The sequence below is a fragment of the uncultured Ferrovibrio sp. genome (assembly GCF_937960835.1).
GTDB lineage: Bacteria > Pseudomonadota > Alphaproteobacteria > Ferrovibrionales > Ferrovibrionaceae > Ferrovibrio.
In genome coordinates this window covers 197,228-218,613 of sequence record NZ_CALGPC010000015.1, presented here as the reverse complement: position 1 = coordinate 218,613, position 21,386 = coordinate 197,228, and the positions used below count along the sequence as shown (strand labels likewise).

23 protein-coding genes are annotated in these 21,386 nt (G+C 63.4%); 12 read left to right on the top strand and 11 right to left on the bottom strand.

All coding sequences use genetic code 11. From position 1 onward, the window contains the following. Positions 1 to 31: 31 nt before the first annotated feature. Positions 32 to 631: an NAD(P)H:quinone oxidoreductase gene (gene wrbA, locus Q0603_RS15140; RefSeq protein WP_298727133.1), complete on the bottom strand. Its 600-nt coding sequence runs from the start codon at positions 629 to 631 to the stop codon at positions 32 to 34. Positions 632 to 746: 115 nt separating this feature from the next. On the opposite strand from wrbA, the gene Q0603_RS15135 reads away from it, so the two are divergent. Together Q0603_RS15135 and Q0603_RS15130 are read left to right on the top strand one after the other, a co-directional pair. Further along, positions 747 to 1,691: a LysR family transcriptional regulator gene (locus Q0603_RS15135; RefSeq protein WP_298727131.1), complete on the top strand. Its 945-nt coding sequence runs from the start codon at positions 747 to 749 to the stop codon at positions 1,689 to 1,691. A gap of 283 nt (positions 1,692 to 1,974) precedes the next feature. Beyond that, entirely contained in the window at positions 1,975 to 2,490 is a 516-nt protein-coding gene (locus Q0603_RS15130) for an N-acetyltransferase (protein WP_298727129.1), read from the top strand. A 4-nt stretch (positions 2,491 to 2,494) separates the two neighbouring features. Here the strand turns inward: Q0603_RS15130 and Q0603_RS15125 are convergent, their stop codons facing one another. Genes Q0603_RS15125 through Q0603_RS15110 form a run of 4 tightly spaced genes read right to left on the bottom strand, consistent with a single transcriptional unit; the run spans position 2,495 to position 9,285 of the window. Next, positions 2,495 to 4,594: a hypothetical protein gene (locus Q0603_RS15125; RefSeq protein WP_298727127.1), complete on the bottom strand. Its 2,100-nt coding sequence runs from the start codon at positions 4,592 to 4,594 to the stop codon at positions 2,495 to 2,497. Between the two features lie 9 nt (positions 4,595 to 4,603). Beyond that, a complete protein-coding gene (locus tag Q0603_RS15120) occupies positions 4,604 to 7,369 on the bottom strand; it encodes a DUF4159 domain-containing protein (protein ID WP_298727125.1) in 2,766 nt (921 codons plus the stop codon). A 3-nt stretch (positions 7,370 to 7,372) separates the two neighbouring features. After that, positions 7,373 to 8,299 (bottom strand): DUF58 domain-containing protein, encoded by a 927-nt coding sequence (locus tag Q0603_RS15115; protein WP_298727123.1) that lies wholly within the window; start codon positions 8,297 to 8,299, stop codon positions 7,373 to 7,375. Next, a complete protein-coding gene (locus Q0603_RS15110) occupies positions 8,296 to 9,285 on the bottom strand; it encodes a MoxR family ATPase (protein WP_298727121.1) in 990 nt (329 codons plus the stop codon). The genes Q0603_RS15115 and Q0603_RS15110 overlap by 4 nt, the downstream gene beginning before the upstream one ends. A 128-nt stretch (positions 9,286 to 9,413) precedes the next feature. Here Q0603_RS15110 and Q0603_RS15105 point away from each other — a divergent pair, with 128 nt between their 5' ends. The 4 genes from Q0603_RS15105 to Q0603_RS15090 are packed head-to-tail and all read left to right on the top strand — an operon-like array spanning position 9,414 to position 12,157. Continuing rightward, complete coding sequence (locus Q0603_RS15105; RefSeq protein ID WP_366132824.1) at positions 9,414 to 9,932, top strand: DUF1285 domain-containing protein; 519 nt, start codon at positions 9,414 to 9,416, stop codon at positions 9,930 to 9,932. Continuing rightward, positions 9,929 to 10,618 (top strand): CoA pyrophosphatase, encoded by a 690-nt coding sequence (locus tag Q0603_RS15100; RefSeq protein ID WP_298727117.1) that lies wholly within the window; start codon positions 9,929 to 9,931, stop codon positions 10,616 to 10,618. Before Q0603_RS15105 ends, Q0603_RS15100 begins: the two co-directional genes overlap by 4 nt. Next, the gene (locus tag Q0603_RS15095; protein WP_298727115.1) at positions 10,615 to 10,869 is read left to right on the top strand and encodes a DUF6111 family protein; all 255 of its coding nucleotides are present in this window, start codon (positions 10,615 to 10,617) and stop codon (positions 10,867 to 10,869) included. Before Q0603_RS15100 ends, Q0603_RS15095 begins: the two co-directional genes overlap by 4 nt. Before the next feature lie 16 nt (positions 10,870 to 10,885). Then, complete coding sequence (locus Q0603_RS15090; protein WP_298727113.1) at positions 10,886 to 12,157, top strand: CCA tRNA nucleotidyltransferase; 1,272 nt, start codon at positions 10,886 to 10,888, stop codon at positions 12,155 to 12,157. A gap of 186 nt (positions 12,158 to 12,343) precedes the next feature. Here the strand turns inward: Q0603_RS15090 and Q0603_RS15085 are convergent, their stop codons facing one another. The 3 genes from Q0603_RS15085 to Q0603_RS15075 all read right to left on the bottom strand — a co-directional run bounded on the left by Q0603_RS15085 (position 12,344) and on the right by Q0603_RS15075 (position 14,112). After that, positions 12,344 to 12,493, bottom strand: a complete 150-nt coding sequence (locus tag Q0603_RS15085) for a hypothetical protein (RefSeq protein WP_298727111.1) — start codon at positions 12,491 to 12,493, stop codon at positions 12,344 to 12,346. A gap of 263 nt (positions 12,494 to 12,756) precedes the next feature. Further along, positions 12,757 to 13,611 carry an oxygen-dependent coproporphyrinogen oxidase gene (gene hemF / locus Q0603_RS15080; RefSeq protein WP_298727109.1) on the bottom strand — a complete coding sequence of 285 codons (855 nt, stop codon included), beginning with the start codon at positions 13,609 to 13,611 and terminating at the stop codon, positions 12,757 to 12,759. A gap of 18 nt (positions 13,612 to 13,629) precedes the next feature. Beyond that, positions 13,630 to 14,112 carry a tRNA (cytidine(34)-2'-O)-methyltransferase gene (locus Q0603_RS15075; RefSeq protein WP_298727467.1) on the bottom strand — a complete coding sequence of 161 codons (483 nt, stop codon included), beginning with the start codon at positions 14,110 to 14,112 and terminating at the stop codon, positions 13,630 to 13,632. A gap of 178 nt (positions 14,113 to 14,290) precedes the next feature. On the opposite strand from Q0603_RS15075, the gene petA reads away from it, so the two are divergent. From petA to Q0603_RS15045, 6 genes are all read left to right on the top strand, one after another. Continuing rightward, a complete protein-coding gene (petA, locus tag Q0603_RS15070; protein ID WP_298727107.1) occupies positions 14,291 to 14,824 on the top strand; it encodes a ubiquinol-cytochrome c reductase iron-sulfur subunit in 534 nt (177 codons plus the stop codon). Between the two features lie 13 nt (positions 14,825 to 14,837). Continuing rightward, positions 14,838 to 16,094 carry a cytochrome b N-terminal domain-containing protein gene (locus Q0603_RS15065; protein WP_298727104.1) on the top strand — a complete coding sequence of 419 codons (1,257 nt, stop codon included), beginning with the start codon at positions 14,838 to 14,840 and terminating at the stop codon, positions 16,092 to 16,094. 16 nt (positions 16,095 to 16,110) lie between these two features. Beyond that, positions 16,111 to 16,875: a cytochrome c1 gene (locus Q0603_RS15060; protein ID WP_298727101.1), complete on the top strand. Its 765-nt coding sequence runs from the start codon at positions 16,111 to 16,113 to the stop codon at positions 16,873 to 16,875. A 117-nt stretch (positions 16,876 to 16,992) separates the two neighbouring features. Further along, a complete protein-coding gene (locus Q0603_RS15055) occupies positions 16,993 to 18,093 on the top strand; it encodes an S-methyl-5'-thioadenosine phosphorylase (RefSeq protein ID WP_298727099.1) in 1,101 nt (366 codons plus the stop codon). A gap of 22 nt (positions 18,094 to 18,115) precedes the next feature. After that, positions 18,116 to 18,646, top strand: a complete 531-nt coding sequence (locus tag Q0603_RS15050; protein ID WP_298727097.1) for an adenine phosphoribosyltransferase — start codon at positions 18,116 to 18,118, stop codon at positions 18,644 to 18,646. 28 nt (positions 18,647 to 18,674) lie between these two features. After that, positions 18,675 to 19,529: a VOC family protein gene (locus Q0603_RS15045; RefSeq protein ID WP_298727096.1), complete on the top strand. Its 855-nt coding sequence runs from the start codon at positions 18,675 to 18,677 to the stop codon at positions 19,527 to 19,529. 24 nt (positions 19,530 to 19,553) lie between these two features. Here Q0603_RS15045 and Q0603_RS15040 read toward each other — a convergent pair whose 3' ends face one another. Genes Q0603_RS15040 through Q0603_RS15030 form a run of 3 tightly spaced genes read right to left on the bottom strand, consistent with a single transcriptional unit; the run spans position 19,554 to position 21,141 of the window. Beyond that, complete coding sequence (locus Q0603_RS15040; protein ID WP_298727094.1) at positions 19,554 to 20,219, bottom strand: dienelactone hydrolase family protein; 666 nt, start codon at positions 20,217 to 20,219, stop codon at positions 19,554 to 19,556. 10 nt (positions 20,220 to 20,229) lie between these two features. Beyond that, positions 20,230 to 20,679 (bottom strand): MaoC family dehydratase, encoded by a 450-nt coding sequence (locus Q0603_RS15035; RefSeq protein WP_298727092.1) that lies wholly within the window; start codon positions 20,677 to 20,679, stop codon positions 20,230 to 20,232. Between the two features lie 9 nt (positions 20,680 to 20,688). Then, a complete protein-coding gene (locus tag Q0603_RS15030) occupies positions 20,689 to 21,141 on the bottom strand; it encodes a MaoC family dehydratase (RefSeq protein ID WP_298727090.1) in 453 nt (150 codons plus the stop codon). Between the last annotated feature and the right edge of the window lie 245 nt (positions 21,142 to 21,386).

Here is a 21,386-nt window from a genome sequence, read left to right as displayed (position 1 = left end):
GGCAGCACGCCGCCGCGGCCATGTCTAAAGGTTACGCCTTCAGCTTCGCAGCGATGCTGGTGGCATGGCGGCCCTGGAAGCGCGCCAGCTTCAGCTCGATCTCGCTGGGTTGACGGCTGCCATCGGCGCCGGCGATGGTGCCCGCGCCATAGGGCGAGCCGCCTTTGACTTCGCCGATCTGCGTCAGCTCGGGCGCGGAGTAAGGCAGGCCAACAATGACCATGCCATGGTGCAGCAGGGTGTTATGGAAGCTGGTGATGGTCGTCTCGTTGCCGCCGCCGGTCCCGGTGGAGGTGAAGACGCTGCCGACCTTGCCGATCAGCGCGCCCTTGACCCACAGACCGCCGGTCTGGTCGAGGAAGTTGCGCATCTGGCCGGTCATATTGCCGAAGCGGGTCGGGGTACCGAAGATGATCGCATCGTAGTCGCCCAGTTCGGCCGGGCTGGCGATCGGGGCGGATTGATCCCACTTGCCGCCAGCCTTCTTGAAGGCTTCCTCGGGCATGGTTTCGGGAACGCGCTTAATGGTCACCTCGGCGCCGGGCACTTCGCGGGCGCCGGCTGCGACCGCCTCGGCCATCTTTTCGATATGGCCGTACATCGAATGGTAAAGCACCAAAACCTTGGTCATCGTCGTCTCCCTGTAGGATTGGGGTGGTGGTTGGTACGGCTCGGAATGTAACTTTCTAGAAATCGGAAACAATATTATGTTTGGAACATGATCGTTTCCTGTAGAGAACAATAAGATGGATCATCTCGCCGATCTGGCGGTCTTCGCCCGGGTGGTTGAGGCCAACAGCTTCAGCGCTGCGGCTGCCTCCCTGCGGCTGTCGAAATCCGCCGTGTCCAAGCAGATCGCCCGGCTGGAAGAGCGGCTGGGCGCGCAACTGCTGCAACGGACTACGCGCAAGCTGACGCTAACCGAAACCGGCCGGATCGTCCTGGATCATGCGCAGCGTGTCCTGATCGAAGCCGAGGCGGCGGAGGCCGCCGTGCAGAACCTGCAGACTGCGCCGCGCGGCCAGCTTCGGGTCAATCTGCCGATGTCTTTCGGCCTGGCTTATGTGACGCCGCTGCTGCCCGAGCTGCTGTCGAAATATCCCGAGCTGCATATCGACCTGACGTTCAACGACCGCCGCGTCGATCTTCTGGAAGAAGATGTCGATGTTGCCATCCGCATCGGCGAACTGGCAGATTCAACCTTGACCGTGCGGCGCTTGGCGCCGGCGCGCTTTATTACCTGCGCTTCGGAGGCTTACCTGCGCAAAGCCGGCGTGCCGCTGAAGCCGAGTGACCTGCAGCAGCATGAATGCCTGATCTACAAATACCTGCCTGAGCCGTTCCTGTGGCGCTATGAAGGACCGGGCGGTCCTTGGTCGGTGAAAGTCTCGGGGCGGCTGCATGCCAATAACGGCGAAGCACTGCGCGATGCGGCAGTGGCCGGCCATGGCGTGGTGCGCTCGCCCAGTTTCATCGTCGGTCCGGACATTGCCGCCGGCCGGCTGGTGCCGATCCTGGAGGCTTACGAGCCAGCCAGCTTCGGCATCTACGCCGTCTATCCCGCGCAGCGCTACCTGACGCCAAAATTGCGAGCCTTCATCGACTTCCTGGTCGAGCGTTTCGGGCCGCGTCCGCCCTGGGAGTGTGTTCTGGTGGACACAGTCGAAAGGCAGCGGAACGAACCGGCCTGAAACCGGTTTACGCGCCTATGCCAGCTATGCTATCGAACGGGCGCGACAAGAGGACGCATCCAAATGAACCGCCTGTGGCGACATCGACGACCGCAAATGACTGCATCGCGAAAGCGATGCGTGGCGGCCGTTCGCGTGCGCTGAAGCAAAAGTCCTTGTCGGTTCTTCTCTCTTACGACAGACATCAGCTTCCAAGATGACCGCGAAGCGCCGGCCAACCGGACGGAAGGTTAAGGCTGCCCGTCCGCCTGCGGTTTCAGACCTCGTTCCTGGAAGCAAGCTGATGTTCCCCATCGTTCTCGAGCGGCCCGCGGATGCCGCCCATATCGACAACCTCCTGGATCTGACCTTCGGTTCCGAGCGGACCAAGAAGACGGTGTATCGCCTGCGCGAGGGTGTTGCGCATATCAAGTCGCTTGCCTTCGTGGTGCGCAACCCGGAAGGCGCAGTGCTTGGCTCGATCCGCTACTGGCCGGTGGTGATCGGCGAGAATGCCGTTTCCGCCATCATGCTGGGTCCGGTGGCCGTGCACCCCGATTATCAGGGACAGGGCATCGGCCGCGCGCTGATTCGTCACAGCCTCTACGCCGCCACGCGTCAGGGACACCGGATCTGCATCCTGGTCGGCGACAAGCCTTATTACGAGCCGTTCGGTTTTACTAATGCTGCCGATCGCGGGCTGGAAATGCCGGGCTGGGTGGAGCGCGAGCGGTTTCAGGCGATGGAGCTGATCCCCGGTGCGCTGAATGGCGTGACCGGCATGGTGGGGAAGGCCACGCGTCGGCGGCGCGCGGCGTAAAAGCCTAGCGGCTTTCACGGCGCCACATCAGCAGCATCAGGCCGAGCAACCCCGCCAGCACCGCAAGCGGCAGCGCCAGCGGCGTCAAGGTCAGGCCGGTGACGACATAATCGTTCTGACGATACAGGCCGATCCAGTTGCGGCCGGCGGCATCGCGGGCTGCGCGGCTGGTTGGCTTGTCTACCAGGCGAATGTCAGGCAGACCGTCGCGAAGCCAATGCACGCTGCCATGGCTGGCATCGGCCAGCGGCTTGAGGATAGCAGGCGTGGCGCGCGGATCGGCGAATTCGCGCGGGTTGATGGCGCCAACTGTTGCCACCGCTTCGCGCTCGCCGTCGCGTACGCGATAGATGCCGGGAATATCGGCTGGCAGCGCGCCGCCGGAGATGCCGTTGCCGCGCTCCTCCAACATGAGGCTGGTTTCGCTGCCATCCGGCTTGACGACGGTAACCGGCTCCCGGTGTTCGGTCAGGCTGCGCCTCTCGACTTCCAGGCGTCCTCCACGGGCATGGGCGCGCAGGGCCTCTTCTTCCAGATCGGGTTCCTTCATCAGCCAGTGCGACAGGCGGCGCAGGAGCTCGGCCTGCGGGCCGCCGCCTTCATAGCCGCGCGCCCAGAGCCAGATGTGATCGGAATAGATCTGCGCGATGCGGCCCTGGTCGACGCGATCCAGCACCAGCAGCGGTTCGCGATTGGGCGTTTCCAGCAAGGTATGGCCGCGCGGCTGCTCGACATTGATCACGCGGAACCAGCGGCTCCAGGTCGGCTTGCCATCGGGCCCGACGGAATCGGGCAGACCGGCTGTGACCGGATGCCGGCTGCCGGTCGCGCTCAGCATCGGCAGGAACGGTTCGGTCCGCACGGTGCCGGTGGGGCGGCCGGGAAAGATATCGGCCAGCGGCGTGCGATACAGGCTGAGCGGCGTCGCATAGGCCGGGCCCGACACCTCCAGCAACGCGCCGCCGCGGGCGACGTAGTTGGCGATGTTTTCGAAATACGAAGTCGGCAGGATGCCGCGCCGCCGATACCGGTCGAAGATGATCAGGTCGAAGTCGTTCAGCTTCAACTCGAACAATTCGCGGATCGGAAAGGCGATCAGTGACAATTCGCGGATTGGCGTGCCGTCCTGCTTATCCGGCGGCCGCAGGATGGTGAAATGCACGAGATCGACATTCGGATCGGCCTTCAAAAGATTGCGCCAGACCCGCTCGCCGGCATGGGCTTCGCCGGTCACCAGCAGCACGCGCAGACGGTCACGCACGCCGTTGACCGACAGTGCCACCTGATTGTTATGCGGCGTAAGCTCGCCCTCGACCGGCGCGACTTCGAATTCCAGCAGGCTTTGGCCAGCGCGAGAAAGGCGGAAAGGCACGGTGACGTCACGGCCGACCGGCACCGATAGGGTCTGTTCGCCTGCATCCTCCTGGCGGAAATGCAACTGCGCCATCTCGTTCGGTGCTGCGCCGCTGTCATCGACGCGCAGCGTGACGGTGAGATCCTGATTGATCATGCCGAAGGTCGGCGCATTGCGCACGACCAGTCGGCGATCACGCTCATCCGGCCGGCCCGTGAGCAGAACATGCACCGGCGCGGCAGTCACGTCCTGGGCCGCGGTAATCTCCGGCATGTCGTGGACCTGGCCGTCGGTGACCAGAATGCTGCCGGCCAGGCGATGCCGCGGCAGATCGCTCAAGGCCAGGGTGAGGGCGGAGAATAGCCTTGTGCCTTCGTTGCGTTCGGCGGTTTCCGTGCCGGATTTGCCGGCGCGTACGATGCGCACTTCCAGATTTTCGATTTCCCCCAGCTTCTGGCGCAAGGCAGCCTCGGCTTCGTCGGCCTGACGCTGACGGTCGCCGATGCCCTGGCTCGGGCTTTCGTCGATGACGGCGACGGCGATATCCGGCAGGCCCGAGCGTTCTTCCCGGCGCGCGACCGGATTGGCGAGCGCGGCAATCGCCAATAGGGCCGCGCAGCAGCGCAGCAGCGTGCCGCGCGCGCGGCGCCACAGGCCATAGACCGTCAGCAGCAGAACAATGGCCGCGCAGACCGCGAGGAACGGCCATGGCATCAGCGGGGAAAAATCGAGAGTGTATGCGCTGCTCACGATCCGCTCCTACTGCCCCAGGCGCTCCAGGAGGGCTGGAACATGCACCTGATCGGCCTTGTAGTTGCCGGTCAGAGTGTACATCAGCAGGTTAACCCCGAAGCGATAGGCGAATTCGCGCTGGCGTGGATTGTTGGGGAAGGTCGCCGCCATCGGACGGCCCATGGAATCCATTGCCCAGGCGGCGGCCCAGTCATGGCTGCCGATGACGATGGAGGTTACGCCATCCTTGTCGCCGCCGGGATTGCGCTCGACCCAAACCGGCCCGCCGGTATAGCGGCCGGGAAAGTCCTGCAGAAGGTAGAAGGCCTTGGTCAGCACATGGTCTTCCGGCACGATCATCAGCGGCGGAATGTCGAGCTTGGCCAGCATCTGGCGTAGCTTCTCGTTGTTTGGGCTGGCCGCCGTGCCGCTGAAGCCCGAGGATTGATCGCGTGTATCGAACAGGATCATGCCGCCGGTTTTCATGAACTGATCGAGCCGCCGCAAAGCCGCATCCGACAATTGCGGCTGGCTTGGCGTGATCGGCCAGTAGAGAAACGGCAGCAGGGAGATGTCGTCGGTTTCCAGATTGACGCCCAGTGGCTCGGTCGCCTCGATGGAAGTGCGGCGATACAGGATCTCGGTCAGGCCCATCAATCCGGCGCGGCTCATCTGATCGACATCGGCCTGCCCGGTGACGACAAAAGCAAGCCGCAGATCGAGCGAGGCACGCAGGGCGAAGTCATCGCTGGCGGAAACCGCGCCGCGGTTCTGTTGTGCCTGGGCCTGCGCGGCATCAGCGCCGGCGACAGCCACCAGCAGCAGGATCGCGGCGGAGGCCGTCCTTGGTCGCGGCAGCAGGCCGCGCAGGCCCAGCCCGATCAGCCAATCGGCAATCAGCAGCAGCAGAGCCGCGCTGAGCAGCCAGGAAAGCAAGCGGATTTCCCGCGAGGTCTGGTCCAGCGTCACAACGGTGGCAGCGGACGGCCAGTTGTCGATCGGGCGCAGCACCAGACTGACATTGGTGGTATTGAAGGCGCGGCGGCTGTCGAGCCGTCCATACCATCCCGGTGGATGGCGCGGTCCGGGCGTGAGGTTCTCGATACCGCGCGCGGGCAAAGGCTGCACCGCAGAGCCGGGCTCGACAGAGCGGCCAAAGCCGTCCAGCACGGTCAGCGGGGGCAACGGCGCTTCGGCATTTTCGCCATTCGCTGCAACGCCCTGGGACAAATCGACCACCTTGCGCAGCATCTCGACATAGAAACCGCTCAGCGCGAGATCGGACCACAAGGTATTGGCGGTGGTATGCACCAGGATGAGCCACCCCTTGCCGCGGCGCTCGGCCGTCACCAAGGGCGTGCCGTCTTCCAGCCGCAGCCAGGTCTTCTCACCAAGCTGCGCTTCTGGCTCGGCCAGAACCTGGCGTGTTACGGTGATCTCGTTGCCGCCGGAGAGGCCGAAGAAGGGACTGGTCTCAGGGATTTCGCCAAGCCGCTGCGGCTGCGACCATGACAGCGCGCCGCCCAATTGACGCGAACCCTGCCGCAGTTTCACCGGCAGCAGGCTGTCGTTCGCTTCGGCCATGCGCGGACCCGCAAAGCGCAGCAGCACACCGCCCTGATCGATCCAGTCCTGCAGACGCGTCTCGTCGCCGGCGACCACCTGGGCGACATCGGCCATGATGATTACGGCGATCTCGCGCTCCAGTAATTCGGCGATGCGGCCCTCGCGCAGTTCCGCGTAAGGGCCAAGAGCGCGTTCGAGATAGAACAGGTCGCCCAGCAGCGGCTGGCGCGTTTCGAGCGCGCCACCGGAGACAAGACCAACCGGCCGCCGTCGCCAGCGGTCATCAAGCAGATACACGCCGCCCGCGCTCGGCTGCTCTTCGATCTCCAGCCGCGAAAGCTGGTTGCGGATCTCGCCGGGCAGATCGAGCTTGACCGATCCGGTCGGCGATCCGGCGGGAATGACGATCGGCTCGCGCGCCAGCACGCGGCCCTGATCGGTGACCGCGCGCAAGGTCAGCCGCCGCTCGCCGTCGCCATTCTCCGCCCGGCGCACTGTGATGGTGTCGCCCTGGCGTTCGGTGACGGGCGGCAGCAGGGCGACTGGGCCATCCTGGGGATCGGTATTCACCACCTGCAAGCTGCCCTGACGCAGCAGCCATTCGGCCAGCGTATAGGCTGCCTCGCCGCTTTCATCGTCACGCAGGCCGTCGGCCAGCCACAGCACTTCGGCCTCACCGGGCAACTGGGCCTGGATCAGGCTTTGCAGCAGGGCGGTGCGATCGGCCATCCAGGCTTTCGGCTGCAAGGCTGCGACGATGGGGCGCAACTCCGCAGCCGGCATCATCCGGCTGATCTGCGTCATGTCGTTGCCGTTCGGCGCGGTCGTAACCAGGATCGTCGGGCGGCCTTCGCGTTCGGCGCGTTCCAGGATGCTGTCGGCATGCGCAAGGCGGTCGCGCCAGCGCGGCGTCGCCGTCCAGCCATCGTCTACCACCAGAATCAGCGGTCCTTCGCTGCGCTGTGTCGCCTGCGGATTCAGCACCGGCTCGGCCAACGCGATAATCGCCAAAGCGGCAATCAGCATGCGCAGAATCAGAAGCCACAGTGGCGTATGAGCGGGCGTTTCCTCTTTGGGCCGCAGCATCAGCAGAAGACGCAGCGGCGGGAAGGAGACCTGCTTGGGTGTCGGCGGCGTGATGCGAAGCAGCCACCACAGCACGGGCAGCGTCGCGAGGGCGGCAAGGGCCCAGGGCGTGGCGAAAGCAAGCGCGCCGAGCGAAAGCATGGCCTATCTCGCTGCCGCGCCCGCCGTCAGGCCGCGTTCGCCCTGCATCGCGTGATAGAGCGCCAGCAAGGCGGTTTGCGGTGGACGATCCGTGCGATGCTTGATGTAGCGCCAGCCCAGCCGCCGGCAGACTTCGGCCAGTTCCTGCTGATGCGCGGCGAACAGCGCGCGCCAGTCGCTAGCCAGGCTTTCGGCGCGCGGCGCCAGCAATGGATTTTCGCCTTCCAGACCGAGGAAACGCGTGCGGCCCTTATAGGGGAAATCCTCTTCGGCCGGATCGATGATGCGCAGCACGGCGCCTTTCACTCCCATGTCGGCAATCGCACGCAGGCGCACGGCGATTTCGGGGATCGGATAGAGGAAGTCGCCGACCAGAACCACCTGCGCATAGCGCGGCAGCGGCTGGACCGGCGGAAGGCTGGCTTCGGCCGCGTCGAAGCGGGTGCGCAAAAGCCGTTCGGCGAAGCGTTCCAGCACGAGGCGGCCTGCAGCCGGCCGTTCCGGACTGCCCAGCAGCGCGACTCTTTCGCCACCGCGCAGAAGCAGGCTGGCCATGGCCAACAGAAGAAGATCGGCGCGCTCGTCCTTCTGTTCCATTCCGAGCGGCGATTTCCACCGCATCGAAGGCGAGGGATCGCGCCACAGCCAGACGCTTTCTGCGGCTTCCCATTCATTTTCGCGCACGAAGGGATGAACGCGCTTGGCGGTCTGACGCCAGTCGATGCGGGTAATCGGGTCGCCAGGGCTGTATTGACGGAACTGCCAGAACGCATCGCCTGCGCCGACACGGCGGCGGCCATGGACGCCTTGTTCGATGGTGGCGGCGACACGCTCGGCAGCAACCAGCAGCGGCGGAAGGAATGCGGCAAAATGTTCGGCGCGCTGGCGCCGGGCATTCGCAAGAGTGGTGGCCGCTGCGGCCTCGCTCATTGTAATGGTTCGGTCAGACGGCCGATGACGTCGGCCACCGTCACGCCTTCAGCCCGTGCGGCAAAGGTCAGCGCCATGCGATGCTGCAGAACCGGACCAGCCAGGGCCAGCACATCCTCGATCGAAGGCGCCAGGCGGCCCTGCAGCAGCGCGCGGGCGCGCACTGCCAGCATCAGCGCCTGACTGGCGCGCGGCCCCGGACCCCAGGCAACCTGCTCGCGCAGGCCTTCTATGGTGGATTCCTCAGGGCGGCCGGCACGGACGAGGTTGAGGATCGCTTCGACAACGCTTTCGCCCACCGGGATGCGGCGCACCAGGCGCTGCGCCGCCATCAGCTCAGCAGCCGAAAGCACCGTCGGCACCGCTTCCTCGGCCGCGCCGGTGGTGGCAAACAGCATGCGCCGCTCGGCTTCGCGGTCAGGATAACGGATGTCGATCTGCAGCAGGAAACGATCAAGCTGCGCTTCCGGCAACGGATACGTGCCTTCCTGCTCCAGCGGGTTCTGCGTCGCCAGCACATGGAAGGGCGCCGGCAAGTCGTAACGGTGGCCACCAACCGATACTTGACGCTCCTGCATCGCCTGCAGCAGCGCGGATTGCGTGCGCGGGCTGGCGCGGTTGATTTCGTCGGCCATCAGAAGCTGGCAGAAGACCGGTCCCTGGATGAACCGGAATGAGCGCCGGCCGGCCTCGCTTTCCTCCAGCACTTCCGAGCCGAGAATGTCAGGCGGCATCAGGTCTGGAGTGAACTGCACGCGACGGGCGTCCAGACCCAGGACTTTTGCCAGGGTCTCGACCAGCTTGGTCTTGGCCAAACCCGGCACGCCGACCAGCAGGGCATGTCCCCCCGCCAGCAGCGTGATCAGGGTTTCCTCGACAACCTCGCCCTGACCGAAGATGACACGCTGAACGGCGTCGCGGGCGGCACCGAGCCGGCCGCCGATCCGCTCGATCTCGGGGAGGATATGTTCGGCGGTATCGCTCAAATTGTGCATGCGGAGCAGTATATAGTAGAAGAGTAACGAAAGCACAGATCTCACATATGTCCGCGTCCGCCCCTAACCCCCCAAGTCTCCAAGAAGTGATTGCCCGGTTTGGCGGCAGCGCCGAGGAAATGCTGCGCAAGAAACCGCCGGTCGATTCCTGGAATCCGCCGTTTTGTGGAGAAATCGACATGAGGATCGCCCGGGACGGCTCATGGCATTACATGGGGTCGCCCATTGCCCGCCCGGCGATGGTGAAGCTGTTTGCCAGCACCCTGCGGCGGGAGCCGGACGGCAGCTATGTCCTCGTCACGCCGGTGGAGAAATGCGGTATCCGAGTCGACGATGCGCCTTTCGTCGCCGTGGAGATGACGGAAACCGGCGAAGGCGATGCGCGCATGATCGCCTTCCGCACCAATGTCGACGACGTCGTGCCGCTGGATGCCGAGCATCCGCTGCGGGTAGAGGTCGATCCTGAAACCGGCGAGCCGTCGCCCTACATCCGCGTGCGCGGTGGGCTGGAAGCGCTGCTCGCGCGCTCAGTCTTCTATCAGCTGGTCGAGATGGCGCAGGAAAGAGAGCACGCTGGCCGGCGGGTGCTGGGCGTGCAAAGCGCAGGCCAGTTCTTTCCGCTCGGAGACGCGACATGAGCGGCGTGACATCGACGATTGTTGCAGCAACGCCGACGCTGGATGAATTGCGTCGGCGTCTGCAGCCGGTGCCGCCGCTTTCGGCGATTCCGCGCGAATACGGCGCCGTGGCCAAGGGCGATTTCCAGCTCAATCCCCATTTCAGGCCGACGCGTTCGGGCCTGCTGGTGCCCGCGGCCGTTCTGGTGCCGGTGGTCGGTTATGAGGGGGGCGAGCGCGTGATCCTGACCAAGCGCACGGCGCACCTTTCCAATCATGCCGGCCAGATCAGCTTTCCCGGCGGGCGGATCGATCCGGAAGATCCGGACGTCATCGCCACCGCCTTGCGCGAGACCGAGGAGGAGATCGGGTTGGACCGGTCGCACGTCAGCGTACTGGGTGCGCTGGACCCCTATATGACCGGAACAGGCTTCGTCGTGGTGCCGGTGGTCGGCTTGGTGCGGCCGGGTTTCACCCTGATCCCGCAGCAGCACGAAGTGGAAGAGGTTTTCGAGGTGCCGTTCGAGTTCCTGATGGATCGTCGCAACCATCAGCGCCATAAAGGGGTGTTCAATGGCGTCGAGCGGCATTGGTGGGCGATGCCATACAACGACAAATACATCTGGGGGGCGACGGCGGGGATGTTGCGGAACCTGCACGATCTGCTGCACGGCGACCTGACGCATGGAAAGACGGTGCAATCATGAGCAGGGTGCTTGTCCATCTCCTGCCGTTTCTGGCGCCGTTCCTGCTCTATGGCCTATACATCTGGCATGTGAAGCGCAGCGGCAAGGATGGGCCGGAGGCGACTCCATGGTTCTGGCTGGCGGCCATCGGGCTGATTTTCGTCATCCTCAGCTTCATCGTCTGGGGCCTGTTCATGGAAGAAAAGATCGGCGATTACGTGCCGGCGCGGCTGGAGAATGGCCGCATCGTGCCGGGGCGGATCGCGCAATGAACGGCATTGCTGGGTAATGGATAGCCTGCCGGAGCGGCTCGCACCGCCGAACTGGATGACGGCGCCGCCGACCCGCAGCGTGCTGCAGGCGCTCAGCGCAGGCGGCGCGGTGGTGCGGTTCGTCGGAGGCTGCGTGCGGGATGCGCTGCTCGGGCTGCGGCCCGATGATGTCGACATCGCGACGCCGGAGACGCCTGATCAGGTGATTCGGCGGCTGGAGAAAGCGAAGCTGAAAGCCGTGCCGACCGGCATCGACCATGGTACGGTCACCGCGGTGCTGCCGCCGGCGACATTCCAGATCACCACGCTGCGCCGGGACGTCGTCACCGATGGCCGTCATGCCGTCGTCTGCTTCGGCACGGACTGGGCCGAAGACGCCAAGCGGCGGGATTTCACCATCAACGCGCTTTACGCCGATCCGGATGGCCGATTGCATGACTTCACCAATGGCCGTGCCGACCTGGCGGCCGGAATCGTTCGTTTCATAGGCGATCCGGCGCAGCGGGTGGCGGAGGATTACCTGCGAGTGCTGCGCTTTTTCCGCTTCCATGCGCGCTTCGGCAAGGGAGCACCGCACGACGCATCGCTTCGCGCCTGCGCGGCCGCCGCCGACAGGCTGGATCGTCTGTCCGGCGAGCGGGTGCGCGATGAGCTGCTGAAGATTCTGGCGCTGCCCAATGCCACCGAGGCGCTAGCGCTGATGGAGCGAACCGGTGTGTTGCGTGCCTTGCTGCCGCAGGCCCGCTTCGATTTTGAACGCTTCGGCCGTTTGACGAATCTGCAGGTGCTGCTGACGGAGCAGATCGGCCTTGAGCCGGAAGTCTGGCCGCGTCTCGCGATCCTTTTCTTGGACGATGCCAGCGAGGAGAAGGGGGCACTGGTGGCCGAGCGGCTGAAGCTGTCGAACGCGCAGCGGCTGCGCGTCGAAGGTCTGCTGGCGCCGCGGCTGTTTCCGCGCGAGGCGCTGCTGGATCGGGCGGCGTTCGGTCAGGCGCTCTATCGCCATGGCGTCGAGCGCTGTCGCGACCACGCGTTGCTGGCGGCAGTGGACGATCCGGATCTGAAATCCGCCATGCTGGAGCGCGCAAAAGACAGCGCGGCCTGGCAGCGGCCGGTTTTCCCGCTGCGGGGCGCCGATGTCCTGGCGCTGGGCTTCGCGCCCGGGCCCACCGTGAGCGCGCTGCTGAACGAACTGGAGAAATGGTGGGCCGATAACGGCTTCATGCCCGACCGGGAAGCATGCCTTACCCGCTTGCGCGAACGGGTGCGCACCAGCAGTCAGCCTTGAACAAGCGCTGGCCTGCTATACTGCCGATCGGAAATATTTGAATTTATTTGGATTTTGCCGAGGTGGCGGGGTGGGGCGGCGCTGGCCGATGGAATGAGCTAACCCCAGAAAGAACTCGAGCTCCACGTCGGCGCCGCAAACCCGGCCGTCGATGTGGAGCTCGAGACCAAACTAAAACGCTAGTACTTACTTCTTGGCAGCCTTCTTCTTGGCAACCTTCTTCTTGGCCTTCGGGGCCTTGGCCTTCACGGCCTTCTTAGCCTTCACGGCCTTCTTAGCCTTCACGGCCTTCTTAGCCACCTTCTTCTTAGTGGCCTTCTTCTTCGCAGCAGCCATGTTCTCCTCCATGGATTAAATGCGGTTCACACCGCAACGAAGTTTCGAGAAATGTTTCTCGAACAAGCGTATCTCTAGCACAACGTTGCGACATTAACCACTAAATCTTGCGTAGTGCTAAAAAATTCTTAAAACCGTGTCCTTTTTGCAGCGGTGCGTGGGGTATCCGGCGAACGAATAAGCATCGCCAAAGTAAAACGCGCGCGATGACTTCACGAAATCATGACATCAAAAAAAGCCGCATGAATTGCGGCTTTTTTTGATCATGGCCATTTCACCGAAGGCGGCATCGACATGAGGATCGCTTCGGTGTTGCCGCCCGTTTTCAGGCCGAACATCGTGCCGCGATCGTAGAGCAAATTGAACTCGACATAGCGCCCGCGACGGACCAGCTGGTGCTCTCTTTCGGCCTCCGACCACGAATCATTGAGGTGCCGGCGCACGATTTTTGGGTACGATTCGAGGAACGATTCGCCGACCGCTTTGGTGAAAGCGAAGTCGCGTTCCCAGTCGCCGCTATCGAGGTTGTCGAAGAAGATTCCGCCGACGCCGCGCGGCTCGTTCCGATGCGGCAGAAAGAAATAGTCGTCGCACCATTTCTTGAATCGCGGGTAGTAGTCGGGATCGAAGCGGTCGCAGGCTTCCTTCAGCGCCGCGTGAAAACTTTCCGTATCGGCAGCATCGGGAACCATGGGGGTAAGGTCGGCGCCGCCGCCGAACCAGGCCTTGGAGGTGACGAGAAAGCGCGTGTTCATGTGCACGGCGGGCACTTTCGGCGACTGCATATGCGCGACCAGAGAGATGCCGGAGGCCCAGAAGCGTCCGTCTTCCGCAGCGCCTGGGATCTGCTTGCGAAATTCGGGAGAGAATTCTCCATGCACGGTGGAGACGTTCACCCCGACCTTCTCGAAGACGCGGCCGCGCATCACGCTCATCACGCCGCCGCCGCCGCCCGGCCGTTCCCAAGCCGTGCGCACGAACCGTCCGGGCGGGCGGTCACTGAGCTGGCCGCGCAGTTCATCCTCGAGCTGTTCAAAGGCGGTGCAGATCCGGTCGCGCAGATTTTCGAACCAGGACCGCGCGCGTTGCTGACGTTGGGTGATCGTGGCGTCGGTCATGGCAAACACTCCTTATTATTATGGACGCGATAATGACGGGTGCGGTTCGCGGCGCGGGAAGGCCTGCAATTGCCGCAGTCCTTCTCCCAGCACCATAGCAGCGGCGGTCGCGACATTGATCGAGCGAAGGCCGGATTTGATCGGAATCAATAAACGTGCATCGGCGGCAGCATGCACATGCTCGGGCACGCCTTTGCTTTCGCGACCCAGCAGGATGATGTCGTCTGCCGCAAATTGGAAATCGGTGTAGGGGATTGCCGCCTTGGTGGTCATCAGCACCAGCCGGCCCGCCGGCTTCTCGCGCTGGAAGGCTTCCCAGCTGTCGTGGCGACAGATCTCCGCATGTTCCAGATAGTCCATCGCGCTGCGGCGGATGGCCTGGACCGAAAAGGGGAAGCCGCAGGGCTCGATGACATGCACCGGCGTCTCCAGGCAGGCCCCGAGACGGAGAATCGTCCCCAGATTCGGGGGTATGTCTGGCTCGAATAGGGCGATCCGCATTCGGTTCTTCGGGGTCAGGGACGGGACAGGGTTTTTTGGCGGTTTATCGAGGAGATTCCAACCGCAAGACCCCTGCGGCAACCTGTCGCATGCTTCCGGCTAAGTGCTGGACTTCGCCAACATATAGTGAGAAATATCCCCTCTCGTTTCCAGGACCTTTTCACTCTTCGAGGGAGCTATGGCAGGGACAGCGACCCAAAAGGCCGGCACGGCCGAGCCGACCCGTCGCGACTTTATTGTCGTCGCGGCCGGTGCGTTCGGTGCGGTGGGGGCGGCGGCAGCTTTGTGGCCGTTCATCGATCAAATGAATCCGTCGGCGGATGTTCTGGCACTGTCCAGCACCGAAGTTGATCTCAGTCAAATCGCAGCCGGCCAGAGCGTGACTATTCTATGGCGGGGTAAACCGGTCTTCGTGCGCCATCGCACCGAGGCCGAGATCGAGCAGGCCCGCAAGGACGACAACGCCGATCTGCCGGATCCGCAAAAGGATGAGGCCCGCGTCCAGAAGCCGGAATGGCTGGTGATGATGGGCGTCTGCACCCATCTGGGCTGCGTGCCGTTGGGTCAGAAGGGCGATTACGGCGGGTGGTTCTGCCCGTGCCACGGTTCGCACTACGACACGTCCGGCCGTATCCGTAAGGGCCCGGCGCCGGCCAACCTGCCGGTGCCCGAATACACCTTCCTGACCGACACCCGCATCCGCATCGGCTAAGGACCCCATACCGATGGCTGACAATAATTCCGGCTTCTATGCCAACCCGGTCGTCAAGTGGATCGAGTACCGCTTGCCGATCTTCTCCACGATCGACCATGTCGTCGGCACCCAGTATCCGGCGCCGAAAAACCTGAACTACTGGTGGAACTTCGGTTCGCTGGCCGGCTTGGTTCTGGTGATGCAGATCCTCACCGGCATCGTGCTGGTGATGCATTACACGCCGCATACCCTGCTGGCCTTCGACTCCGTCGAGCACATCATGCGCGACGTGAATTACGGCTGGCTGCTGCGCTACATGCACGCCAACGGCGCCTCGATGTTCTTCATCGTGGTCTACATCCATATCTTCCGCGGCCTCTACTACGGATCGTACAAGGCGCCGCGTGAGTTGCTGTGGTTCCTCGGCATCATCATCTTCCTGCTGATGATGGCGACGGCGTTCATGGGCTACGTGCTTCCCTGGGGCCAGATGAGCTTCTGGGGCGCCACCGTGATCACCAATCTGTTCTCGGCCATTCCGGTGGTCGGTGAACCGATCGTGACCTGGCTGTGGGGTGGCTTCTCGGTCGATAATCCGACACTGAACCGCTTCTTCTCGCTACACTACCTGCTGCCGTTCGTGATCGTCGGCGTGGTGGTCCTGCACATTCTGGCACTGCACCAGCATGGTTCGAACAACCCGCTGGGCATCGATACCAAGGGCCCGCAGGACAAGATCCCGTTCCATCCGTACTACACGATCAAGGATGCGTTCGGTGTGGGTGTGTTCCTGATCTTCTTCGCCTACTGGCTGTTCTATAACCCGAACTATCTGGGCCATCCGGACAACTACATACCGGCCAACCCGATGGTGACGCCGGAGCATATCGTGCCGGAATGGTACTTCCTGCCGTTCTACGCGATCCTGCGTTCGGTCCCGGATAAGCTGGGCGGCGTGCTCCTGATGTTCGGCGCGATACTGATCCTGTTCCTGCTGCCTTGGCTGGATACCAGCAAGGTGCGGTCGGCGAAGTTCCGCCCGATCTACAAGCAGCTCTTCTGGGTCTTCGTTCTGGCCTGCATCGGCCTGACCTATGCCGGCGGCCAGCCGCCGGAGGGGCTGGCGCTGATCATCGGCCGCGTCTGCACGATTTATTACTTCCTGCATTTCCTGGTGCTGCTGCCGCTGGTTGGCTGGTTCGAGAAGCCGCTGAAGCTGCCCGCTTCGATCAGCGAGGCGGTGCTCAAAGGCGACGTCCAGCCCGGTTCGGCTGGAAGCAAGGCGTAAGGTGGGGGATCAGAGAATGACCAGCAAAACCCTGCGTGTGGTCCTCACCGCACTGACGTTCGGCCTGGCGGCTCCGGCCTTTGCGGCCGGAGGCGGCAGCGCCCCGGCGGCGCAGAACTGGAGCTTCAATGGCCCGTTCGGCACCTTCGACCGGGGTGAGCTGCAGCGCGGCTATCAGGTCTACAAGGAAGTCTGTGCCTCGTGCCATGCCATGAAATACGTGGCGTTCCGCAATCTGCGGGACATCGGTTTCTCGGAAGCCGAGGTGAAGGCGCTGGCGGCGACCTTCGAGGTCACTGACGGCCCGAACGACGACGGCGAGATGTTCCAGCGTCCGGCTCTGCCGTCCGACAAGTTCCCGTCGCCCTTCCCGAACGAGAAGGCGGCGCGTGCGGCCAACGGCGGTGCTTATCCGCCGGATCTGTCGCTCATCGCCAAGGCGCGGATGCACGGCCCGGATTATCTCTACGCCCTGCTGACCGGCTATAAGGATGCGCCGAACGGCTTCACGGTGGGCGAAGGCCTCCATTACAACGAGGCTTTCCCGGGTCATCAGATCGCGATGCCCAAGCCGCTGAACGAAGACCAGGTGACCTATGCCGACGGCACCAAGGCCACGGTCGAGCAGATGTCGCGCGACGTTTCCGCCTTCCTGATGTGGGCCGCCGAGCCCAAGCTGGAAGAGCGCAAGCGGATGGGCCTGAAGGTCATGATCTTCCTGGTCATCCTGACCGGCCTGTTCTTCGCCGCGAAGAAGCGCATCTGGCGCGACGTGCACTAAGCGCGCGGTAGCACGAACATCAAAGGCCGCCAGAAATGGCGGCCTTTTTTGTTGCGCCGCGGCAGGCGGTTTGCTTAAGTCGCGCGGCATTTCAGGCCGATTCCGACGGGTACAGACATGGCGGCAAAGGTGAAGAAGAAGGCGGCTAAACCGGCGTCCAAGCGCCCGGCGTCCAGACGCACTGTGTCCAATCGGCCAGTTGCAAAGCCGAAGGCCAAGGTGGCGGCCAGCCGCAAGCCCAAGATGGTGACGCCCGCAGCAAGCACGGCGCGCACAGCCCGCCAATCCGTCGCCGGCAAGGCCAAGGCTGCCGCCATTCCAAAGCCGCATATCGCTAGGCCGGGCGATCCGGTCCGCATCGGTGTGCTGGGCGGTAGCGGTATCTACGGCATGGCGGGCCTGCAGAATACCAAGTGGCGGAAAGTCTCGACGCCCTGGGGCGATCCCTCCGACGAACTGCTGTTCGGCAGCCTGGATGGTGTGGAGCTGGTCTTCCTGCCGCGCCATGGTCGGGGCCATCGACATTCGCCCTCGGAAGTGAATTACCGCGCCAATATCGATGCCCTGAAGCGGGTCGGTTGCCAGGACGTGATATCGGTCTCGGCCTGCGGCTCCTTCAAGGAGGAACTGGCGCCGGGCACCTTCGTCATCGTCGATCAGTTCATCGACCGCACCTTCATGCGGCAGAAAAGCTTCTTCGGCACCGGGCTGGTGGCGCATGTCTCGGCCGCGCATCCGGTTTGCCATCGCCTTGGCGATGCCCTGGAGAAAGCCGCCAAGGATGCCGGCATCACGGTGCAGCGCGGCGGAACCTATCTGTGTATGGAAGGGCCGCAATTCTCCACCCAGGCGGAAAGCTTCCTGTATAAGAGCTGGGGCTGCGACGTCATCGGCATGACCAACGCGCCGGAAGCCAAGCTGGCGCGCGAGGCCGAGCTTTGCTACGCCTCTGTGGCGATGGTCACCGATTACGATTGCTGGCATCCCGACCATGACCATGTTGATGTCGCTGCCGTCGTGAAGGTGCTGCTGGAGAATGCCGAGAAGGGGCAGAACCTGGTAGCCAAGGCTGTGCCTCATCTGAAGCATCGCCCGGAGGATTGCCCGCAGGGATGCAATCACGCGCTCGATACGGCCCTGATCACGGCGCCGGAGAAGCGCGATCCGCAATTGATCAAGAAACTCGACGCGGTCGCCGGCCGTGTGTTGAAGGCCTGAGACAGAAGGAAGACCAGCCGCTATGCAGGGCATCAAGGACAAGATCCGTACCATCCCGGATTATCCGAAGCCGGGGATCATGTTCCGCGACATCACGACGCTACTCCAGGACGCCCGCGGATTCCGCAAGACTGTGGACGAGATGGTGCAGCCCTTTGCCGGCACGCGGATCGACAAGGTTGTCGGCATCGAGGCGCGTGGCTTCATCTTGGGCGGCGCCATCGCGCATCAGCTCTCCATCGGCTTCGTGCCGGTGCGCAAGCGCGGCAAGCTGCCCTACAAGACCCTGCAGCAGGAATATCAGCTCGAATACGGCACCGACGCGATGGAGGTGCATATCGATGCAATCCAGCCGGGCGAGAACGTGCTGGTGGTCGACGATCTGATTGCGACCGGCGGCACCGCCGAAGCGGCCGTGAAGCTGATCCGCGCCCATAAGGGGGTCGTTGTCGGCTGCTCCTTTATCATCGACCTGCCGGAACTGGGTGGCCGCAAGCGGCTGGAGGATCTGGGCGTCAAGGTTCTGGCCCTTTGCGAGTTCGAAGGCCACTGATACCCTAAGCCGCAGGAGGAGCAATCCTGTGGCGCATCACATCATCGGTCTTGATCACACGGTGCTCGCCGCTTCCGATCTGGAAGCGGCGCGCGAGACGTATCGCAAGCTTGGCTTCACGCTGACCCCGCGCGGCCGCCATATCGGCTGGGCGACGGGCAATTACTGCATCATGTTCCCGCGCAACTATCTTGAGCTGCTTGGCATTGCCGAGCCGGGCGGGTTCACGGCGGGTCTCGAAGAGGCAATCAAGGACCGCGGCGAGGGCGTGCACAAGCTGGTCCTGGGCACGGACGACGCCGAAGCAGCGCGCAAGTCATTGGCGGGCGATCAGCTTTCACCTTCCGAAGTGCAAAGCCTCAAGCGCGCTCTGGAACTGCCCGAAGGGACGGTGATGCCCGCTTTTTCGCTGGTGCATCTGCCGCCCGAAACCACGCCGCAGACATCGATGTTCCTGTGCCAGCATCTGACGCCGGAATTGCTGCGCCGGCCGGAATGGCTGGTGCATCCGAACGGCGCTGAGCATCTCGCCGGCGTGGTGGTCGTTACCGACGATCCGCCGGCGCTGGAACTGACTTACGAGCGGCTGCTGGGTGCGGGCAGCGCCGTCCGCACCGATCGCATGATCGCGGCCCGCATCGGTGGTGAGACGATCCTGTTCGTCACGCCGGACGACCTTGCCACGCTATTCCCTGATCTCGATCATGCGCCGCGCCCGACACCCTATGTCGCCGGGATGCGTTTCCGCGTGCATAACCCGGAGGCTGCCGCAGCCTATTTCAAGGCGGCAGGCGTCACCCATGAACGCAGCCTGGACGGAACCGTGCTGGTTCCGGCCGAAGCTGCGCATGGCTGTTTCCTGGAATTCTCCGCGCGCGCCTGACGGGCAACACTCAGGGGAAAGCACTTAGAGGATCGCCTCGAAGAAGGCGAGGGTGCGCCGGCGTGCCGTCACAGCAGCGGCGGCGTTGTAGGTCGCGCGCTGCTCGCAATTGAAGCCGTGGTCGGCGGCATAGACATGCGTGGTGATGCTCGGATGCTTGGCCTTGAGTTCGGCGGCCAGGCTGATGGGGATCAGTTTGTCCTCGGCGCCGAAATGCAGCAGGCAGGGCGCCTTCGGCGCCTCGTCCTTCAACTCGGCCCAAGGACCGCCGTAATAGCCCACCGATGCCGCAAGGCCGGGCAGGTCGACCGCCATCTTCCAGGTGACACCCCCGCCATAGCAGTAACCGACGGCGCCGACGCGGCCGGCCTGGCTTGCCGCCGCCAGCGCCGCGCTGCAATCCTTCAGCACGGTGTCCCAGACCATCTTGTTGCGGATGTCTCGGCCTTTGGCGACATCGTCGGCGTTGTAGCCGAGATCAACGCCGCGCTGCACGCGGTCGAAGATCGCTGGCGCAACGCAATAGTAGCCGTCGGCGGCAAAGCCGTTGCAGACGGCCTTGATGTGACTGTTGATGCCGAAAATCTCCTGGATCACCACGAGCCCGCCTTTGGCCGCACCGCGTGGCTCGGCGATATAGGCCTCGAAGCGATGGCCGTCGGCGGCGGTCAGGTTGGTCATGCTGCCCATAATGTCCTCCTCATAAGGCCCGATTGCGGAAGCGCATCAGGCCGATACTGGTGAACCGCATTACCATTTCGTCTTTCTGATTGAATACCTCGACGAGGAAGCGCGCCGAACCGATACCCGGGCGGCTTCTTGAGGGTGTTTTTTCGACGCAGGTCATGCGGGCTCGGATCGTATCGCCTGGGCGGACCGGCTTGAGCCAGGCAAGATCATCAAAACCGGGCGAGCCAAGGCTGGCTTCAAGCGCGATGGCAGAATCGACGATCAGGCGCATCACCGTTGCCGCAGTATGCCAACCCGATGCGATGATGCCGCCGAAAAAAGTTTTTTTCGCGGCTTCCGGATCGATATGGAAGGGCTGCGGATCGAACTGCCTGGCGAATTCGATGATGGCTTCCTCGGTGAAGGTGTGGCTGCCGGTATCGCGGCCCTGGCCGACAACGATATCTTCGTAATATTGCATAATTGTTCCTCAGTCCTTCGCCTGCGGCCGGCGCGCATACATGCCTTTGGACTGCATCGTCAGCACGATTTCGCCCTTCTGGTTGCGCAGTTCGTAGCGTGAGGTGACCACGCCGCGGTCGGGCTTGGATCGCGACGGTTTCACGTCGATGACTTCACCTTTGAGGCTGAGCGTGTCGCCAGGGAAAACCGGCCTGACCCAGCGAAGCTGGTCGATGCCCGGCGAGCCCATGCTGGCATATCGGCCTGCCATGTGATCGACCAGCATGCGCATCACGATGCCGGCCGTGTGCCATCCGGATGCGCACAGGCCGCCGAACAGTGACTGCTTGGCAGCTTCCTTATCGAGATGGAAAGGCTGGGGGTCGTAGACGCGCGCGAAGGCGATGATTTCCTCCTCGCTCACCGTGCGCGGCGGGTAATGCGTGACCTGCCCGACGGCGAAATCCTCCAGATATCTCATTGTGCTAAAGGCCATTTGTTTTCACTGCGACACAGTGAATACCATCGCAACGCGCTGAATCAACTCGAAAAACCTCAGGCCAGAATTATCCCCGGCGCAAAATGGAAGCCAGCCGTTATTCCCGCAAGCGGACTGATCGACAGCCGATAAAAGACAGGGGGATATCATGGACGCATCGCACTCGATCGACGAGGCCATCAGGGCGCTGGCAGGCGGGCCGCCGCTGGCCACGATTGGCGTTCTTG

Bases quoted from the DNA above. Each gene is read 5' to 3' on its own strand.
- Q0603_RS15035 (WP_298727092.1), bottom strand. From the start codon at position 20,679: ATGCAATATTACGAAGATATCGTTGTCGGCCAGGGCCGCGATACCGGC.
- Q0603_RS15055 (WP_298727099.1), top strand. From the start codon at position 16,993: ATGGCGGCAAAGGTGAAGAAGAAGGCGGCTAAACCGGCGTCCAAGCGC.
- Q0603_RS15105 (WP_366132824.1), top strand. From the start codon at position 9,414: ATGCTGCGCAAGAAACCGCCGGTCGATTCCTGGAATCCGCCGTTTTGT.
- Q0603_RS15030 (WP_298727090.1), bottom strand. From the start codon at position 21,141: ATGAGATATCTGGAGGATTTCGCCGTCGGGCAGGTCACGCATTACCCG.
- hemF (WP_298727109.1), bottom strand. From the start codon at position 13,611: ATGACCGACGCCACGATCACCCAACGTCAGCAACGCGCGCGGTCCTGG.
- Q0603_RS15060 (WP_298727101.1), top strand. From the start codon at position 16,111: ATGACCAGCAAAACCCTGCGTGTGGTCCTCACCGCACTGACGTTCGGC.
- Q0603_RS15050 (WP_298727097.1), top strand. From the start codon at position 18,116: ATGCAGGGCATCAAGGACAAGATCCGTACCATCCCGGATTATCCGAAG.
- Q0603_RS15130 (WP_298727129.1), top strand. From the start codon at position 1,975: ATGTTCCCCATCGTTCTCGAGCGGCCCGCGGATGCCGCCCATATCGAC.
- Q0603_RS15115 (WP_298727123.1), bottom strand. From the start codon at position 8,299: ATGAGCGAGGCCGCAGCGGCCACCACTCTTGCGAATGCCCGGCGCCAG.
- Q0603_RS15135 (WP_298727131.1), top strand. From the start codon at position 747: ATGGATCATCTCGCCGATCTGGCGGTCTTCGCCCGGGTGGTTGAGGCC.
- Q0603_RS15100 (WP_298727117.1), top strand. From the start codon at position 9,929: ATGAGCGGCGTGACATCGACGATTGTTGCAGCAACGCCGACGCTGGAT.
- wrbA (WP_298727133.1), bottom strand. From the start codon at position 631: ATGACCAAGGTTTTGGTGCTTTACCATTCGATGTACGGCCATATCGAA.
- Q0603_RS15065 (WP_298727104.1), top strand. From the start codon at position 14,838: ATGGCTGACAATAATTCCGGCTTCTATGCCAACCCGGTCGTCAAGTGG.
- Q0603_RS15075 (WP_298727467.1), bottom strand. From the start codon at position 14,112: ATGCGGATCGCCCTATTCGAGCCAGACATACCCCCGAATCTGGGGACG.
- Q0603_RS15095 (WP_298727115.1), top strand. From the start codon at position 10,615: ATGAGCAGGGTGCTTGTCCATCTCCTGCCGTTTCTGGCGCCGTTCCTG.
- Q0603_RS15040 (WP_298727094.1), bottom strand. From the start codon at position 20,219: ATGGGCAGCATGACCAACCTGACCGCCGCCGACGGCCATCGCTTCGAG.
- Q0603_RS15120 (WP_298727125.1), bottom strand. From the start codon at position 7,369: ATGCTTTCGCTCGGCGCGCTTGCTTTCGCCACGCCCTGGGCCCTTGCC.
- Q0603_RS15090 (WP_298727113.1), top strand. From the start codon at position 10,886: ATGGATAGCCTGCCGGAGCGGCTCGCACCGCCGAACTGGATGACGGCG.
- Q0603_RS15085 (WP_298727111.1), bottom strand. From the start codon at position 12,493: ATGGCTGCTGCGAAGAAGAAGGCCACTAAGAAGAAGGTGGCTAAGAAG.
- petA (WP_298727107.1), top strand. From the start codon at position 14,291: ATGGCAGGGACAGCGACCCAAAAGGCCGGCACGGCCGAGCCGACCCGT.